The sequence below is a fragment of the Sedimentitalea arenosa genome, assembly GCF_016428585.1.
Lineage (GTDB): Bacteria > Pseudomonadota > Alphaproteobacteria > Rhodobacterales > Rhodobacteraceae > Sedimentitalea > Sedimentitalea arenosa.
On sequence record NZ_JAELVR010000007.1, the window covers coordinates 236,640 to 251,670 of the forward strand.

The 15,031-nt window shown below is 63.0% G+C and carries 14 protein-coding genes and 1 pseudogene; 7 read left to right on the forward strand and 8 right to left on the reverse strand.

Going from position 1 to position 15,031, the window contains the following annotated elements; all coding sequences use genetic code 11:
- The first annotated feature begins 2 nt into the window (after positions 1 to 2).
- The 3 genes from atpD (at position 3) to JF290_RS11955 (ending at position 3,040) form a co-directional block, all read left to right on the forward strand.
- Positions 3 to 1,427, forward strand: a complete 1,425-nt coding sequence (atpD, locus tag JF290_RS11945; protein ID WP_199025110.1) for a F0F1 ATP synthase subunit beta — start codon at positions 3 to 5, stop codon at positions 1,425 to 1,427.
- Positions 1,428 to 1,438: 11 nt separating this feature from the next.
- Positions 1,439 to 1,855 (forward strand): F0F1 ATP synthase subunit epsilon, encoded by a 417-nt coding sequence (locus JF290_RS11950; protein ID WP_199025111.1) that lies wholly within the window; start codon positions 1,439 to 1,441, stop codon positions 1,853 to 1,855.
- Positions 1,856 to 1,999: 144 nt separating this feature from the next.
- Positions 2,000 to 3,040, forward strand: coding sequence for an aromatic ring-hydroxylating dioxygenase subunit alpha (locus JF290_RS11955; RefSeq protein ID WP_199025112.1), 1,041 nt, complete (start codon positions 2,000 to 2,002; stop codon positions 3,038 to 3,040).
- Positions 3,041 to 3,183: 143 nt separating this feature from the next.
- Here JF290_RS11955 and JF290_RS11960 read toward each other — a convergent pair whose 3' ends face one another.
- Positions 3,184 to 4,203, reverse strand: coding sequence for a ribose-phosphate pyrophosphokinase (locus JF290_RS11960; protein ID WP_199025113.1), 1,020 nt, complete (start codon positions 4,201 to 4,203; stop codon positions 3,184 to 3,186).
- Positions 4,204 to 4,311: 108 nt separating this feature from the next.
- Between JF290_RS11960 and JF290_RS11965 the strand changes: the two genes are divergently transcribed.
- Entirely contained in the window at positions 4,312 to 4,914 is a 603-nt protein-coding gene (locus tag JF290_RS11965; protein ID WP_199025114.1) for a 2-hydroxychromene-2-carboxylate isomerase, read from the forward strand.
- 5 nt (positions 4,915 to 4,919) lie between these two features.
- Positions 4,920 to 5,723, forward strand: a complete 804-nt coding sequence (locus JF290_RS11970; protein WP_199025132.1) for an alpha/beta fold hydrolase — start codon at positions 4,920 to 4,922, stop codon at positions 5,721 to 5,723.
- On the opposite strand, the gene JF290_RS11975 is transcribed toward JF290_RS11970, so the two are convergent.
- The 6 genes from JF290_RS11975 to JF290_RS12000 all read right to left on the reverse strand — a co-directional run bounded on the left by JF290_RS11975 (position 5,720) and on the right by JF290_RS12000 (position 12,674).
- Positions 5,720 to 6,763 carry a threonine aldolase family protein gene (locus tag JF290_RS11975; protein WP_199025115.1) on the reverse strand — a complete coding sequence of 348 codons (1,044 nt, stop codon included), beginning with the start codon at positions 6,761 to 6,763 and terminating at the stop codon, positions 5,720 to 5,722. The genes JF290_RS11970 and JF290_RS11975 overlap by 4 nt on opposite strands.
- Positions 6,763 to 7,236 (reverse strand): YcgN family cysteine cluster protein, encoded by a 474-nt coding sequence (locus JF290_RS11980; protein ID WP_199025116.1) that lies wholly within the window; start codon positions 7,234 to 7,236, stop codon positions 6,763 to 6,765. Before JF290_RS11980 ends, JF290_RS11975 begins: the two co-directional genes overlap by 1 nt.
- Positions 7,233 to 8,165, reverse strand: a complete 933-nt coding sequence (locus JF290_RS11985; RefSeq protein WP_199025117.1) for a bifunctional riboflavin kinase/FAD synthetase — start codon at positions 8,163 to 8,165, stop codon at positions 7,233 to 7,235. Before JF290_RS11985 ends, JF290_RS11980 begins: the two co-directional genes overlap by 4 nt.
- A gap of 551 nt (positions 8,166 to 8,716) precedes the next feature.
- The gene (locus JF290_RS11990) at positions 8,717 to 11,002 is read right to left on the reverse strand and encodes a hypothetical protein (protein WP_199025118.1); all 2,286 of its coding nucleotides are present in this window, start codon (positions 11,000 to 11,002) and stop codon (positions 8,717 to 8,719) included.
- 249 nt (positions 11,003 to 11,251) lie between these two features.
- Positions 11,252 to 11,695 (reverse strand): MaoC family dehydratase, encoded by a 444-nt coding sequence (locus JF290_RS11995; RefSeq protein WP_199025133.1) that lies wholly within the window; start codon positions 11,693 to 11,695, stop codon positions 11,252 to 11,254.
- Between the two features lie 103 nt (positions 11,696 to 11,798).
- Complete coding sequence (locus JF290_RS12000; protein WP_199025119.1) at positions 11,799 to 12,674, reverse strand: HAD family hydrolase; 876 nt, start codon at positions 12,672 to 12,674, stop codon at positions 11,799 to 11,801.
- 244 nt (positions 12,675 to 12,918) lie between these two features.
- On the opposite strand from JF290_RS12000, the gene JF290_RS12005 reads away from it, so the two are divergent.
- Both JF290_RS12005 and JF290_RS19550 read left to right on the forward strand, forming a co-directional pair.
- Complete coding sequence (locus JF290_RS12005; RefSeq protein WP_199025120.1) at positions 12,919 to 14,082, forward strand: hypothetical protein; 1,164 nt, start codon at positions 12,919 to 12,921, stop codon at positions 14,080 to 14,082.
- A gap of 300 nt (positions 14,083 to 14,382) precedes the next feature.
- Positions 14,383 to 14,826, forward strand: a pseudogene (locus tag JF290_RS19550) (M10 family metallopeptidase C-terminal domain-containing protein); the annotation flags it as partial.
- Positions 14,827 to 14,904: 78 nt separating this feature from the next.
- Here the strand turns inward: JF290_RS19550 and JF290_RS12010 are convergent.
- The coding region (locus tag JF290_RS12010; RefSeq protein ID WP_199025134.1) for a transposase at positions 14,905 to 15,031 on the reverse strand (127 nt) is incomplete at its 5' end.

Below are 15,031 nucleotides of genomic sequence, written 5' to 3' on the forward strand. Positions count from 1 at the left end.
ACATGGCAAACGCAAAAGGCAAAGTGACCCAGGTCATCGGCGCCGTGGTCGACGTTCAGTTCGACCACCACCTGCCCGAGATCCTGAACGCCCTGACCACCGACAACAATGGCCGCAAACTGGTTCTGGAAGTCGCCCAGCACCTGGGCGAGAACACCGTCCGCACCATCGCGATGGACGCCACCGAAGGTCTCGTCCGCGGCCAGGAAGTGACCGACACCGACGGCCCGATCTCGGTTCCGGTGGGCAACGCCACCCTCGGGCGCATCATCAACGTCGTGGGCGAGCCGGTTGACGAAGGCGGCCCGATCGCGGCAACCGAAACCCGCGCGATCCACCAGCCCGCACCCGAATTCTCCGAGCAATCGACCGAGTCCGAGATCCTCGTGACCGGCATCAAGGTGGTCGACCTTCTGGCGCCCTATTCCAAGGGCGGCAAGATCGGCCTGTTCGGCGGCGCCGGTGTGGGCAAGACGGTTCTCATCATGGAACTGATCAACAACATCGCCAAGGTGCACTCGGGCTTCTCGGTCTTCGCCGGCGTCGGGGAACGGACCCGCGAAGGCAACGACCTTTATCACGAGATGATCGAATCCAACGTGATCAAGCCCGACAACCTCGAAGAAAGCCAGGTGGCGCTTGTCTACGGCCAGATGAACGAGCCTCCGGGGGCCCGCGCCCGCGTCGCCCTGACCGGCCTGACCCTGGCCGAGCAGTTCCGCGACCAGTCCGGGACCGACGTTCTGTTCTTCGTGGACAACATCTTCCGCTTCACGCAGGCGGGCTCCGAGGTGTCGGCACTTCTGGGTCGTATCCCCTCCGCCGTGGGCTACCAGCCGACGCTGGCCACCGACATGGGCCAGATGCAGGAACGGATCACCTCGACCAAGGCCGGCTCGATCACCTCGATCCAGGCCGTCTACGTTCCCGCAGACGACCTCACCGACCCGGCCCCGGCCACGACCTTCGCCCACCTCGACGCCACGACCGTTCTGTCGCGCGCGATCTCGGAGCTCGGCATCTACCCGGCCGTGGACCCGCTCGACAGCTCGTCGCGCCTGATGGACCCGCAGATCCTCGGCGAGGAACACTACAAGGTCGCCTCCGACGTTCAGCAGATCCTTCAGCGCTACAAGTCGCTGCAGGACATCATCGCGATCCTCGGCATGGACGAACTGTCCGAAGAGGACAAGCTGACCGTGGCCCGCGCCCGCAAGATCCAGCGTTTCCTGTCGCAGCCCTTCGACGTGGCCAAGGTCTTCACCGGCTCTGACGGTGTGCAGGTGCCGCTGGAAGAAACGATCGCGTCCTTCAAGGCGGTCGTCGCAGGCGAATACGACCACCTGCCCGAAGGGGCGTTCTACATGGTCGGCGGCATCGACGAAGTGAAGGCCAAAGCCGAGCGCATGGCCGCCGACGCAGCCTAAGGAGCAGCCTGATGGCAGATACAATGCAATTCGACCTCGTCAGCCCGGAGCGCAGCCTCGCCTCGCTCCAGGTCAACGCGGTCCGGATTCCGGGTGCGGACGGCGACATGACGGCGATGCCCGATCATGCGCCTGTCATCACCACCCTGCGTCCCGGCGTGCTGCACGTCGAAAGCCCCCAGGGGACGACCGAATACGTCGTGTCCGGCGGCTTCGCCGAGATCAACGCGACCAGCCTCTCGGTCCTGGCCGAAAAGGCGATCCCGCTGAACGAGGTGACCCGCGCGCATATCGACGAGATGATCGAAGACGCCCGCGCCGCCCACGAAGCGGCCAAGGAGCAGTTCAAGAACGAGCCCGGCCCCGTCGACGACGCGGCCAAGCTGCTCTCGGACATGGTCGCGATGGGCGATCACATCAACGTCTGAGACCCGACCGCACGGATTGAAAAGGCCCCCGCTTCGGGGGCCTTTCTCGTTCTGGCGGATGTCTGGACCGAGCCCTTCTTTGATTCTTGCGGCGTTGCAGCTAGTGTCGACTTCGAAAACTGACTGGATGGAATTGAAGCAAAGATGTTCCTGAAGAACGCATGGTATGTCGCCGCTTGGGATCATGAAATTACGCGCGAGCTACAGCAGATAACGGTGCTTGGCGAAAAGATATGCGTATTTCGCTCCGAGGCCGGCGATCTTGTCGGATTGGAAGATGCTTGCCCTCACCGCAAGCTTCCCCTCAGCAAGGGACGCATCAAGGGCGACACCGTCGAATGCGGCTATCATGGTCTGACTTTTGATTGTGCCGGACAATGCGTTTGGGCGCCCGGAACAGGCCGCATTCCATCGAATGCAAAAGTTCATGCCTATCCTTTGCACGAAAAATACGGGCTGGTTTGGATATGGATGGGCAACCCGGCGCTGGCTGAAACGTCCGACATTTTCGAGATCGAGAACTACGGCGATCCCGCATGGGGCATCAACCGTGGCGCAGCAATGGAGTTGGACTGCAACTACCTGTTGATGTGCGACAACCTGTTGGATCCGACTCATGTTGCCTGGGTTCATCAAAGCAGTTTTGCCGCAGAAGCGACCAAAGACACGCCGCTGCGCATTACCAAAACGGATGACGGGGTCATCGTGCATCGCTGGATGATGGATCACGAGCCAGCCCCGTTTTACAAGAAAATCGTGGAGTTCGAGGGTAATTGTGATCGGCTTCAGCACTATGAAGTCCGTTATCCCTCTCATGCTTTGATCAAGGCGGTGTTCACCCCGGCCGGTACCGGTGGGCCTGATGGTCCCCTGCACGAAAAAACGTTCGTCATGGACAGCTACAATTTCATGACGCCGACGAACGAAGGGCAAACGCGGTACTACTGGTTCCAACTGCGCAATATACGACCCCACGACGAAGCACTGTCCGAGATGATGACTGCGGACGTGCAGCACGCCTTTGACGAGGATCGCGACGTTTTGAATGAGATCCAAAAGGGGATGTCCAACAAGAGATCACCTCACATCGATCTCCCCATTGACGGCGGGCAATTACGTTTTCGTCGACAATTGCAAGCGATGATCAACGAAGAACAGCAGGTCGATCGGCAGATGGCCGAGTGACGGGCTTTTTGCATTGCACCTGCGACCCATAGCGGTCTTTGCTTTGGTTTGCTCGAAAAGAACCGCTTGGTCCGCACGGTGGACATATGGGTGAAAAGGACCCCCCGCATATGTCGGCCTCAAGCTTGTCGCAGCGCGGGCGGTCACGCCGCGGAATAGAGCGACTCGTAGATCGGGTTCAGGGTCGAATCCTCGAACAGCGACGACACCGAGGTGCCGTTCCAGATGTTCAGGATCGCCTGCGCGAAGATCGGCGCGGTCGGCACGATACGGATGTTGTGCGCGCCCTTCACGGCCGGGGTGGGCTGGATCGTGTCGGTGATCACCAGCGATTTCATGACCGAGTTGGTGACGCGCTCGACCGCGGGGCCGCTCATCACGCCATGGGTGATGTAGGAATGAACCTCCTTGGCGCCGTTCTCCAGCAGCACCTCGGCCGCCTTGCACAGGGTTCCGGCGGTGTCGCACATGTCGTCCACGATCAGGCAGATCTTGCCCTTCACGTCGCCGATCACGGTCATTTCTGCAACTTCTCCCGCCTTCTCGCGCCGCTTGTCCACGATCGCCAGAGGCGAGTTGATCCGCTTGGCCAGTTCGCGCGCCCGCGCCACGCCACCCACGTCCGGTGAGACGACCATGAGATCTTCCATCTCGTCCTTGAAATGGGTCTTGATATCCAGCGCGAAGACCGGGCTGGCATAGAGGTTGTCGACCGGGATGTCGAAGAACCCCTGGATCTGCGCCGCGTGCAGGTCCATCGTCAGAACCCGCTCGATTCCGGTGCCGACCAGCATGTTCGCCACCAGCTTGGCCGAGATCGGCGTGCGCGCCTTGGTGCGGCGATCCTGCCGCGCGTAGCCGAAATAGGGCAGAACGGCCGTGACCCGCGCCGCGCTCGACCGGCGCAGCGCGTCGGCCATGATCAGCAGTTCCATCAGGTTGTCATTGGCCGGGTTCGAAGTCGGCTGGATGATGAACATGTCCTCGCCCCGGACGTTCTCGAACACCTCCACGAAGATCTCGCCATCGTTGAACCGTTCCACCCGCGCGTCCACCAGGCCGGTGTGAATCCCCCGGTGCATGGTCATGCGCCTGGCGATCGCGGTGGCCAGCGGCAGGTTGGCGTTCCCGGCGATCAGCTTGGGTTCGGTCATTGTCGGCATGTGAGGGGTTCCCGGGCAGCGAGGAGGAATGTGACAGATTCGTGATGTTGACACCGCTTAGCATGGCCTTACGGTCCCGCAAACATTTAGCCGGAAGGAAAACGGGAAATGGCAAAGATCGACTATTATTTTGCGACCTTGTCGCCATATGCCTATCTGGCCGGCGACCGGTTGGAGAAAATCGCCGCGCGCCACGGGGCGAGCGTGACCTACAAACCGCTCGATCTGATCGCGCTGTTCTCCCGCACCGGCGGCACCCCGGTCCCGCAGCGCCATCCGGCGCGGCAGGCCTACCGGGCCATCGAACTTCCGCGGCAGGCCCGCAAGCACGACATGCCCTTCAACCTCGCCCCCGCGCACTGGCCCACCAACCCCGCACCATCGTCCTATGCCATCATCGCCGCACAGGTGGCGGGTGGCGGCGACGTCGGCAAGCTGGCGCAAGGATTCCTGCGCGCCTGCTGGGCCGAGGACAAGGACATCGCCGAGAACGACGTGGTGCGCGACTGCCTGTCCGCGGCGGGGTTCGATCCGGCACTGGCCGACAGCGGCCTGCTGCAGGGGGCCGAGACCTATGCCGCCAACCTCGAAGAGGCCGTCGAGCGCGGCGTGTTCGGCGCGCCCTTCTACATCACGGAGGATGGCGAACCCTTCTGGGGCCAGGACCGGCTCGACGAGCTGGACGCCCATCTCGCAAGGAGCGCCGCGTGAAGGACATGCTGGCGCCGCAACCCCTGTTTCAGCGCAGCTTCGGACATGGCGCGCGCAAGCTGCTCGCCCTGCACTGCACCATCGCCCATTCCGGGGCGTGGCGCGGGGTTGCCACGGCGCTGGACAACGCGGTCACGATGGTCGCGCCCGACATGCTGTCGCACGGGCGCAGCCCCGACTGGGACCGGCAGGGCGACTTCCATGACCGCATCACCGAGGCCGTCCTGCCGCTCTTGAGCGAACCGATGGACGTGATCGGCCATTCCTTCGGCGCCACCGTGGCGCTGCGGCTGGCCATCGAGCATCCCGGCCTGGTGCGCAGCCTGACGATGGTCGAACCTGTGCTATTCGCCGTCGCGCTTCAGGACGATCCGCAGGCAGTCGAACGTCACATCGCCGCCGCGGCGCCCGTCTGGGAGGCGCTCGACTCCGGCGACGCGGAGTTGGCCGCGCGGCTGTTCAACCGGATGTGGGGCGGCGGCGGGCCGCGTTGGCCCGACCTGCCCGACGCCACCCGCGCAGCGATGACCCGCGGCATCCATGTCGTGCCCGCCTGCGACGCGGCCTTGTTTCAGGACAGCGCGGGCCTGCTGAATCCTGTCCGGCTGGGCAAGCTGTCCATGCCGGTTCAGCTGCTGCGCGGCAGCGCCAGCGACCCGATCATCGCGACCATCAACGAGGGTCTCGCCCGCCGCATTCCGGGTGCCGAAAGCCATGTGGTCGACGGGGCCGGGCACATGCTGCCGATCTCGCACCCGACCGAAACGGCTGCCCATCTGCGCACCCTGTTCGCCAGCACACCGGCCTAGCCCTTGACGATGTCGAGGAACCGGTCGATCCGCTCCGCGCCCACCGACCAGTCACACACCAGCCGCGCGGCGACCATCTCGTCCGGGTCCGCCCCCTCCAGCGTGCCGTCCCAGATGTAATACATCGCGCCCGCGTCGTGCAGGCGCTGGTGCACGGCGCGCGGCAGGGCGGCAAAGATCATGTTGGCATCCGGCGAATGCAGGAACTCGGCCCCAGCCGCCCGCAGACCCTCGGCCAGCCGGGCGCAATTGGCATTCGCCGCGCGGGCCGAGTCGAGCCAGAGATCGTCGCGCAGATAGGCCGCCATCTGGGCCGACAGGTAGCGGTGCTTGGAAAACAGATGCGCCCCGCGCTTGCGGCGCAGCTCGAACTCCCACGCCTTCGCCGGGTCGAAGAAGATCACCGCCTCGACCCCCATCAGGCCGTTCTTGGTGCCCCCGAAGGACACCGCATCCACGCCGGCCTTCCACGTCATCTCGGCGGCCGAACACCCCAGCGCCACCAGCGCGTTTGCAAAACGCGCACCGTCCAGATGCACCGGCAAACCATGCGTCCGCGCCACCGAGGTCAGCGCCTGAAACTCGGCCAGCGAATAGACCGATCCGCGCTCGGTGACCTGGGTGATCGACACCGGCCCGCGCTGCGGACCGTGCACACCGCGGGTTTCCTCCTTGGCGATGGTCTCCTCCAGCGCCTTGGGCGACATCTTGTCGGCCCCCGGCACAAGGGTCAGCTTGGCACCGCCGGTAAAGAACTCTGGCGCGTTGCACTCGTCCTCGTGGATATGCGCCACAGGCGAGCAGAACACGGTTTGCCAGGGCTGCATCAGGGTCGCCAGCGCCAGCGCGTTCGCCGCCGTTCCGGTGGCCACGAGATGGACCATCGCCTCCGGCGCCTCGAAAATATCGCGGATCCGCTGTCGCACCTCGTCCATCAGCGGATCGGCGCCATAGGGCATCGCGAAGCCCTCGTTGGCTTCGGCCAGGGCGCTCAGGACCTGCGGATGGACCGGGCCGGAGTTGTCGGAGGCAAAGAACATCAGGTTGGCTCCTCTATGATATGGTCTTCCCATTCCTCTTCGGGGATCTCGAATTCCGGCAGGGTCCAGCCGCGCACCGACACGCCGGCCTCGTGCACCGACTCGGGCGTGCCCGAGATCAGCGGATGCCAGTCGAACAACGGCTTGCCCTCCCAGAGCAGGCGATAGGCGCAGGTTTCCGGCATCCAGTAGGCATGGCTGTCGAGGTTCTCGGGCTTCAGCACGATGCATTCAGGCACGAACTGATGCCGGATGTCATATTGCGCGCAGCGACAGGTCGCGTCGTCCAGCAGGCGGCAGGCGATGCGGGTCAGCGCCACGGTTCCGGTGTCCTCGTCTTCCAGCTTGTTGAGGCAGCACTTGCCGCACCCGTCGCAAAGCGCCTCCCATTCGCGCTGGGTCATGCGGGTCAGCGGCTTGTGCTCCCAGAAGCGGCGCGAAAGGCCCGAACGGTCGATCGGATCCTCGTTCATAGGCTGGACAGGATCGCGCGGGCCTGTCCGCAATCGGCGTCCATCTGCGTGATCAGCGCGTCCAGGCTATCGAATTTCATCTCGGGGCGCAGGTGCTCCACCAGGCCGATCGACAGGGTCGCGCCATAGAGATCGCCCTTGAAATCGAAGATGAACGTCTCGAGATTCGGCCGGTTTTCGCCGAACATCGGCCGCACGCCGATCGACGCCGCGCCGTGATAACTGCCCGCATGCGGGCCATCCAGCACGTCGGCCAGCACCGCATAGACGCCGAAGGCCGGCGGATGCAGCCCTTCGATCGACATGTTCGCCGTCGGGTAACCCAGCTCGCGCCCGCGCTGCTCACCGGCGATCACCTTGCCCTCTATACGGTGCCAATGGCCCAGCATATCGGCCGCATCGCGCGGGCGTCCCTCGCTCAGCGCGGTGCGGATCGCGGTCGAGGACACGGTGTTTTCGCCCCGCTCCAGAAGCGGCGCGATGCTCACGCCGAATCCCATCTCCGCACCGAACCGGACGAGGTCATCGGCGGTGCCGGCCCGCCCCTTGCCGAAACAGAAATCATGGCCGACCACCACATGTGCCAGGCCCAAGCCGTCGCATATCACGGTCTGGGCAAAGGCCCGCGGGCTCAGCCCCGCAAGTTGCGCGTTGAACGCCAGTTCATACAGCCGGTCGACCCCCAGTTTCTGCAACCGATGCGCCCGCGCCTGCCGTCCCATCAGCCGGAAGGGCGGCGCGTCGGGCGCGAAGAACTCGCGCGGGTGCGGCTCGAAGGTCATCACGCCCAGCGGCACGTCGGGCCGGGCCTTGCGCGCCAGTTCGATGACCGAGCGATGCCCCAGATGAACGCCATCGAAATTGCCGATGGCGACGCTGGCGCCCCGGTCCTGTGGCTCGACAAACTGGTAATCCCGCACGATCCGCATGGCGCAGGGGTAGCCCCGCTTCCGGATGGGCGCAAGACCCGCCGGACCGCGACCTGTTGCCGGTAAACGGCAAATATTTACCTATTTGCCCGACCCTGACACGGAACTGATGACCCGGAGCGCGGGTTCACCTATATGGAAGGGGAGCAGTCTTGAAAGGAAAAACCGTGATCCGTGCAGTTTCTGTACTGGGGTTTTCGGCCGTTGCGATCGCCGCGGCCTTCCTCGGTGTCCAAGCAGTCGACACGGACGCGCAGGTAGCAGATGTGTTTCCGACGGCAGCGAGCGTAGAACTCGCGCCTGACGGCGCAATCTCGACCCCCGCCCGTCCCGTCGTACGACAAGTCGAACCACAGATGATGGCCCCCACAGCCAGAACGCGGGGCCTGACGACGGAAATGGCGCAGCAGGTGAGCAACAAATGCCGGGTTCCCAGCGGATCCGTGTGCACCGTACGCAGCAAACCGGTCGGATCATCCTGTAATTGCCCCGGCGTTGCCGAAGCCGGCGTCATCGTCAGATAATCGCGCTCCGTCCAAACATCTGAACCATCAAGGGGTCGTCTCCGGCGCCTTGGCACTGTTCGCACTGGCTTGTTCCGGCGCGGCCTTTTCGGGTTGTTCCTGCGCAACAGGCGTCTCGGGTCGTTCCTTCTGCAAACAGGCCGTACTGCCGAAATCGCGCACCTTCACCTTGCCATCGATTCTGTCGCTGCCCTCGCTCGTCCAGACCTGGATGGTCGGATCGCCCTCTCCCGGGCGCACCGAGATCTCCTCGAAATGGGCCAGGATACCGCGCATGTTCGGCATGACGACGATCTGATCGGCCGGCTGCCCGGCAAGCGTCACCTGCGAGGACCGCCACAGCCTGGCCCCGGGAATGAGGATCGACGCCTTGCTGCAGGTTTCGACCGTCACTTCCTCCATCAGTCGGTCGAAGATCGCCGGACCATAGCGTTTCGACCCGCTGATAAGAGTATCGAACGCCTCATAGTCGGGCGGCAGCGCCACTCGCATCTCGAGCGACTCTCCGTTCGCGCGTTGAACCGCCCGGAAGCCCGCATCTCGGTCGATCCAGCCACTTTCCACCTTCAGCGTCAGGTTCTGCAGGTAGACAGGCAGAGACAACAGGACGAACTGCGATTTCTGCACCGGCTTCTGCAAGCCTTCCGACCCGATGATCCAGCCGAAAACGATACTGTCCTGCCCTTCGTCATCCGAAAAGCTCACCTGCGAAGCAACGATCTGGCTGGTGGCCTCGCTGACCGACGAAGACGCCCTGCCGCCAATGCCCAGGCCATCCAGCCCAACCGTCCCCGACACCAAATTGCGCTCCAGAACACCCGTCACATCGCTTTTCGGAAACACCGTGTAGAGATAGGATTCCGAGGTCAGGATATCCTCGGCGAAATTGTACATGCCCACCTCGACCGGAACGAACCATCCCTTGATCTCGGTCTCGTCGTCCCCTCCGATCCTGTCCTCGAAGCCTTGTGTATGGTTCATCAATTCGACAAGGGTCATGTCGTTCAACGGGAACTGCAGTTGCATTCGCTCCCATTCCTCCGGACCGGGAAACTGGCTTCCATCGGGCGCCGTGCGCTCAACGAAAATTTCCGACTCAGGGAACGGAGCCGTCCATTCGTCCGGAACCTCCGCGGCTTCGGTCGCGAACCAATCCACCGAAGCATAGTATTTGAAGAACTCTTCCAATTGCTCTTCCGGCGCCCCTGACGTGGCAGACCAGTCCGCGACGACGATGTTCTGGCGCAGTTCCGTGACCTTGAACTGTTTCCAGTTGCGGCAGTTCTTGTTGTGCTCCAACTGGATGGTGACATATCGCTTCCAGGGTGCCGGCAGGGCGATCGGTTGCGTGGTCGGGAAGGATTCGACCAGCGTGAACAAGTCCTGCGGGAAGACCATGTTCCGCGCATCGATCGCCAGAACCTTGGACAGCGCCTCGGTCAGGATCTCGGTCGTCTTCTTGATCTCACGCTCCGGGACCGGCTCAACGAACCGATTGTCGACGATCTCGGGACTCTCGTGACAGGGCCAGCTGCGCGGCACCCAGGGTTCGATCGGAATATCCGCGAGATAGGAATTCAGCCGCGACTCGATACTTTCGACCCATTTCTCGTAGTGATCCGGAAACTCCCGAAACCTGTTCTGTTCCGTCCCGTTCTCATCCCTGTACGAACGTCTCAGGTCATTCAGGCTCTGCCCCAGGACCTCAGGCAACTCTTCGGTTTCCGGCAGGGGGTCGGACACGACATCGATCTTCACATAGGCCCGTGACCGCGTATTGGCGCCGGGAATGACCGACGTGTCGAATTTCAGGCCATAAACGGAATTACCGGTCAGGTCGTGCCGGTCGTCGAGCTGGTTTTCCAGCAGCGCCTGTCGGATCTTGGCGCGTAAAGCGGACTTGATCTGGTAGACGTGGTCGAACGGGGTCTCCGTCAGTTCCGCCATCGGCAGGACCGCGGGGTCCGCATCGGTTGCCAGCGCGATCTGCAGTGCCATGTCGCGCCGGGCGGAGGTGAAGTTGGTGGCCTCGTCCAGCTTCTCCAACTGCTGCTCCAGCCAGAACGCCTGTCCGAACCGGTCGTTGACCAATCGCTCGCGGGTATAGACCTCGGGGCTTTCGACAAAGATCCGACCCTTGGTCGTGATCGGCCAGACCGGAAGCGTGGTGAGCATGGGCCAGAAAAAGACCAGCAAACCGATCAGCACAACGACGACCGACAACGTCCGGTAGAAGGGAAACCCGGCGAGGTATTCCTCCATCCGCTCGATCAGGGGCCTGGTTTCCTCCGGCGTGTTGTCCCGGTTGGTCATGCGTGTCCCCCACGCGCGGATGGGCCAAATGCGAGTCGCGGCGAGCAAGAAAGACGGGGATCGGTCGGGACGACATGCTGCGCCCCACAAAGCTTCAGACGGTAAATATAGAGAATCACTTATGTTTCCTCTTCAAATGAGAAAAGGTTAACACAGTTTCGACGTGATCAAACCATAGTTGTCACCGCGACGGCCGCAGTGGCTTGCGGTTGTGCCACCCCGCGTTCGGTCGGGGCCGCCGAACGGGGCTCAGTCGAACTTGCGGCTCGGGGCGAGGACCATGGCTTCGCCCACCAGGACCTTCTTGCCGTCCACCGAACAGTGGCAGTCCAGCTTGACCCGGCGCTTGGCCATGTCGATATCCACGACCTTGACCTCGGCATAGACCATGTCGCCCGGGCGCACCGGCGCCAGGAACTTGAGCGACTGGCCCATGTAGACCGTCCCGTGGCCGGGCAGCTGCTCGCCGATCACCGCCGAAATCAACCCCGCGGTCAGCATCCCGTGCGCGATCCGGCCCTCGAAGATGGTGTCGCGGGCATAATCGTCGTCCAGGTGCACCGGGTTCCGGTCGGTCGACACCTGCGCGAACATCTCGATATCCTCGTCGGTCACGACTTTTCGCAGATGGCGCGACATGCCCATCTCGATGTCCTCGATGCAGATCGTCCCCCGGGGCAGATTGTCCAGCATGGTGTCCTCGTTCGTCATCGGCTCGGTAATAAACAGACGCTCTTGGCATCGCGATTTGCAACTTTATTACTTTGCAGGCGCAGAAAAGCAAGGACTAATTGGGTCAGCGCAGCTTGCCTATCGCATAGGTCGGGTTGGACATTTCCCTTGAAAGAAAGGCGTTCAGCGCCGTTTCGTCCGGCTGGTGCGACGTTTTGGTCTCGGCCGCCGCAAGCCCGCCGGTGATGAACAGGGAATCGATGTCCTCTCCCATCGCACCCTGCACATCGGTGTGGATCCCGTCGCCGATCGCCAGGATGGCCGAATCCGGCACGTCGAAACCGGCCTCGACCAGACGACGCCGCGCCAGGTCATAGATCGGCGGATGCGGCTTGCCGAAATAGAGGCTCTCGCCACCCATTTCGGTATACAGCCGCGCCAGCGCGCCGGCGCACCACTCCCGGGTCTCGCCCCGGTCGACCACGATGTCCGGGTTCGCGCAGAGCAGTTTCAACCCCTTCTGCTTGGCATAGAGAAACTCGGGCCGGTTCACCGCCGGATCGGCCATCGGATCGAACGGACCGCAGCAGACGATCCCGTCGGCCTGGTCCAGCGGCACCCGCGTGATGTCGACCGGGTCCTCGACCACCGCCAGCGGCTGGAAGAAGCCGGCGTCGCGCTCCTCCTCGCCCATGAACCAGACCTTCTCGCCGACCGCGCCGCGAAACATCGCGGCCCGCGCACTGTCGCCGGACGTGGCGATGGTGTCCCAGGCGTCCTTGGGCACGCCGAACCCATCGAGCTGCTCTGTGACGCCGGCGCGCGGTTTCGGAGAATTGGTGACCAGCACCACCGCGCCACCGCGACGGCGATAGGCCTGCAGCGCCGCGACGGCGTCGGGCAGGGCGCGCACCCCGTCATGCACGCACCCCCAGAGATCGACGAACAGCGCCTTGTAGCGGTCCGAAACATCGTCCAGGGCGGAAATGATCTGCGTCATGGGTATCCTCTTCGAAATGCCTGATCCACGCTCGGCGGTTGCGCACAGCAAGCATCAAACACGCCATGGGCACAAGGCCGCGCGTTGCCCCCCGCGTCAGGGAGCTCCGGGAATCGGCCCGCGTTGATCGAGATCGGCTCCGAACATATTCCGATAAATTTATGCTTCATTTATCGCATGTGATGGAGTCGGGGCGCATTGCCCGCTGCATACCGCCTGCGACCACTCGAACCGGGAGACGACAATGAGCGACCAAGTGATCAACCTGACGCCGGACTACACGGCCAAGCACGTATTCAGCACCGATGACATAACCGGAACCTTCGGAGGCCTGACCCAAGGCGACGTGCTGCCCGGCGATCTGCCGGTGATCGATTTCACCGTCGATCCGAAAATGACGCAGGAAGGCGTGGCGCTCTACCCGATCAACAGCGACTTCGGCTTCAATGTCTTCGATTTCGACGGCGCGGTGCAAAAGGACTTCTTCCTGGATCCCGAATACGACGAGGGCTGGGCCGGTGACCCGCACGGCGAAGGCGGCGAGCAGTTGGGCATCGTGGTGTCCGACGCCCCGACCGACACGTTCAAGACCCCCGCCCTGCTGGGCACCTGGCTCGCCGGCATCGGCGGCAGCACCGTCAAGGCCTCGACCGAGCACTACACGGTGATGCAGAACATCCTGTCCGATCAGCGCTATCCGGGCGACCCCTTCGCCGAATACCCGCTAGACGACAACCTGCGCATGGTGGGCGGAGAGTATGACGGCCAGTATGTCGCCGACATCCTGCCGACGATCACCGACAAGAACGGCGATGGCGTCGTCGACATCAAGGATCTTCTTCAGCCCAACGAAAGCTCGATCACCGAGGACATCGCCGTCGGCGACGATTACTCGGTCACCATGAAGGACGACGGCAAGCTGCTCTATCGCTGGGGCAACGCGGTCAAGCGCCCCAATGACATCCGGATCGAGGCCGAACTGCCGCTGCCGGAGGAATGGAAAGAGGCCGACCAGGACAGCGGGTTGATCCCGCTCTTCAAGATCAGCATGGCGGAACTGGTGACGAATCACACGATCACCAACAACCCCAACGACCAGATCCGCCCCGAGGATTTCGAAAACGAAGCCGCGATCGGCCGCCTGCCGACCTACGAGATCCTCGAAGACGGCCGCTGGGTCACGACCGACGACTATTATGCCGGCGACGGCACGCTTTATCCCAAGGGCACGGTCCTGAAGGATCCCGCACTCGCCGAACGGCTGGTCGGCAGCACGCTCGACCAGATCGGCACCCTGTCCGAGGACCTGAAGGAAGGCTTCACCAACGCCTGGTACACGACGATGGACCGCGAGCCCTTCGAGGCCGTGCTGAACGAGGATGGCAGCTACGAAGGTGGCCCGCGCTGACGCCTGCAGCCTGACAAGTACGGTCAGGACCTGCCCAGCATCGTGATTCCCGATGATCCGAGCCTGCCGCCGCCTCCGACCAAGGACGAGGTGAAATACGAGGTCGGCGAGGACACGCAGACCGTGATCAACCTGCTGGACTGGGAATTCAACGTCTCGCCGCTGTCGATCAGCGCCGGCTGGCAGAACTATTCCGGCACGGTGTCCGAAAACGGCCTGAACATGACCGACAATTTCGACGTTGCCTTCTACGTCAAGGGCGACATCAAGCCGGCCACGCTCTATGACACCGAACTGGTGATGAGCTATGACGAGATCACCATCAACGACAAGTCGGTGGCGATCTCGGGCGGCGCCGAAGACGACTATCTCGTCGGCCAGGGCGGCAACGCCTTCACCGGCGCGGGCGGCAAGGACCTGTTCGTCCTGAACTACGGCGTCACCAACGAGTTCACCGAGATCACCGCCGACACGATCTCCGACTTCGAACACGGCACCGACACGATCGGCCTGATCGATCTCGGCATCAGCGGTCTCAACTTCAACGACTCGGTGACCCAATCAGTCGAGGCCGACGGGCTGCATGTCAGTGTCGCGGGCGTCGAGATCGCGGTGCTGGACGGACAGACCGAGAAACTGGGTGTCGAAGACTTCCTGTTCATCAACCGCACGGTCGACGCCACAATCGACGGCACGAACGACGCCAACATCCTCGTCGGAGACGACTTCGAGAACACCATCGACGGCTACGAGGGTGATGATATCATCTACGGCCTTCTGGGCAATGACCTTCTCCGCGGGCTAGGCTCCAGACTCATTGATTTACAGCCAGAACAAGACAGTAGCCGCGAGCGCGATTGCCGAGAGGAATACCGTCGGGGATCTGTCGTAGCGGGTGGCAACGCGACGCCAATCCTTCAGTCGCCCGAACATAATCTCGATCCGGTTC

What these genes read in the sequence shown, in the direction of transcription:
- JF290_RS11975 (WP_199025115.1), bottom strand. Translation starts at nt 6,763, where the DNA reads ATGTTCTTTGCCTCCGACAACTCCGGCCCGGTCCATCCGCAGGTCCTG.
- JF290_RS11990 (WP_199025118.1), bottom strand. Translation starts at nt 11,002, where the DNA reads ATGACCAACCGGGACAACACGCCGGAGGAAACCAGGCCCCTGATCGAG.
- JF290_RS12000 (WP_199025119.1), bottom strand. Translation starts at nt 12,674, where the DNA reads ATGACGCAGATCATTTCCGCCCTGGACGATGTTTCGGACCGCTACAAG.
- JF290_RS11960 (WP_199025113.1), bottom strand. Translation starts at nt 4,203, where the DNA reads ATGCCGACAATGACCGAACCCAAGCTGATCGCCGGGAACGCCAACCTG.
- JF290_RS12005 (WP_199025120.1), top strand. Translation starts at nt 12,919, where the DNA reads ATGAGCGACCAAGTGATCAACCTGACGCCGGACTACACGGCCAAGCAC.
- atpD (WP_199025110.1), top strand. Translation starts at nt 3, where the DNA reads ATGGCAAACGCAAAAGGCAAAGTGACCCAGGTCATCGGCGCCGTGGTC.
- JF290_RS11955 (WP_199025112.1), top strand. Translation starts at nt 2,000, where the DNA reads ATGTTCCTGAAGAACGCATGGTATGTCGCCGCTTGGGATCATGAAATT.
- JF290_RS11985 (WP_199025117.1), bottom strand. Translation starts at nt 8,165, where the DNA reads ATGCGGATCGTGCGGGATTACCAGTTTGTCGAGCCACAGGACCGGGGC.
- JF290_RS11950 (WP_199025111.1), top strand. Translation starts at nt 1,439, where the DNA reads ATGGCAGATACAATGCAATTCGACCTCGTCAGCCCGGAGCGCAGCCTC.
- JF290_RS11980 (WP_199025116.1), bottom strand. Translation starts at nt 7,236, where the DNA reads ATGAACGAGGATCCGATCGACCGTTCGGGCCTTTCGCGCCGCTTCTGG.
- JF290_RS11970 (WP_199025132.1), top strand. Translation starts at nt 4,920, where the DNA reads ATGCTGGCGCCGCAACCCCTGTTTCAGCGCAGCTTCGGACATGGCGCG.
- JF290_RS11995 (WP_199025133.1), bottom strand. Translation starts at nt 11,695, where the DNA reads ATGCTGGACAATCTGCCCCGGGGGACGATCTGCATCGAGGACATCGAG.
- JF290_RS11965 (WP_199025114.1), top strand. Translation starts at nt 4,312, where the DNA reads ATGGCAAAGATCGACTATTATTTTGCGACCTTGTCGCCATATGCCTAT.